This window comes from Cellulomonas triticagri, assembly GCF_003696205.1.
Classification (GTDB): domain Bacteria; phylum Actinomycetota; class Actinomycetes; order Actinomycetales; family Cellulomonadaceae; genus Cellulomonas; species Cellulomonas triticagri.
Genome location: NZ_RFFI01000263.1, coordinates 1 through 1228 on the forward strand (window position 1 = coordinate 1; position 1228 = coordinate 1228).

General features: G+C 80.9%; 2 protein-coding genes. Both read left to right on the forward strand.

All coding sequences use genetic code 11. From position 1 onward, the window contains the following. Positions 1-383: type II secretion protein F (locus EBM89_RS21710; protein WP_122151423.1), on the forward strand; the 383-nt coding region annotated here is incomplete at its 5' end. A gap of 1 nt (position 384) precedes the next feature. Next, positions 385-921, forward strand: a complete 537-nt coding sequence (locus EBM89_RS20725) for a type II secretion system F family protein (RefSeq protein ID WP_122151424.1) — start codon at positions 385-387, stop codon at positions 919-921. Positions 922-1228: the final 307 nt, after the last annotated feature.

The window sequence follows — 1228 nt, forward strand, 5'->3', positions numbered from 1 at the left end:
GAGACGGCGGCCCGGACCCCGCCGCGCGGGTCGCGGGCGTCCTCGCGGCGACCCGCCTCGCCGCCGATCTCGGGGCGCCGCTCGCCGACGTGCTCGACGGGTGCGCCCGGTCCCTCGCGGCGGACGCCGACGCGGAGGCCGCCGTCCGGGCCGCGCTCGCGGGTCCGGCGCAGACCACCCGCCTGCTCACCTGGCTGCCGCTGCTGGCCGCAGGACTCGGTACGGTCCTCGGTGCCGACGTCGCCGGGGTGCTGCTCGACGGCCGGGCGGGGACCGGAGCCGGGCTGCTCGGCCTCGCCCTGACGCTCGCCGGTCGGCGGTGGGTGGACCGGCTGGTCGCGGCGGCCCGGCAGTCCGGCGACGAGCCCGCCCCGGGGCCTTGACGTGGCCGGGGCCCTGCTCGTGCTGGCGGTCGCCGCGACGCACCTCCTCGCGCGTCCGCCCGTCCCGCGTTCGCGAACCGCACCCGGGCGACCGCCCCCGGCCGATCCGGCCGAGCCGCCCGACCTGGTCACCGTCGTCGACCTGCTCACCGTCGCCGTCGAGGCGGGCGCCTCCGTCCCGCACGCGCTGTCCGCTGTCGGGCAGGCCCTCGGCGGGGCTGCCGGAGCCGAGCTGCACCGTGCGGGCGGCGCGCTCGTCCTCGGGGCACCGTGGGCCGCCGCGTTCGCGCACGCACCGGGCACGGCCGCCGCTCTCGACCCCCTCGCCGCGGCCTGGGTCGGCGGCACCGCCGCCGGACCCGCGCTGCGGGCCGCGGCGACGAACCTGCGCGCCCGACGGCAGAGGGCCGCCCGGGAGGCCGCCGGGCGGCTCGGCGTGCGCGTCGTGCTCCCGCTCGGGCTGTGCTTCCTGCCCGCCTTCGTGCTCGTCGGGCTGGTGCCCGTGCTCGTCTCGCTCGCCGGAGGCTTGCTGGGCTGATCGCGCGGGAGCCGCTCGACGAGCGGGTGCCGAGCCGCCCACAGGGGGCGGGTGCGTGCACGGTCCCCAGACGTGGCCGCCGGGCGAGGGGGCCAGGCGGCCCGGACGGGCAGCCTCGGAGGACGGCGGCGCAGGGTCGCCGCGACGCACGGACCGCACGACCGAGGAGCGAGGAGGACCCGGAGATGGACACGGTGACGACGACCAGGGCAGGGGCACAGCACGAGCGGGGCCAGGTGGAGGAGCGCCGGGCGCCGCGAGGCGGCCCGGCGCACGCCGGTACCGGACCCGCCGGCCCGGCCCGGGA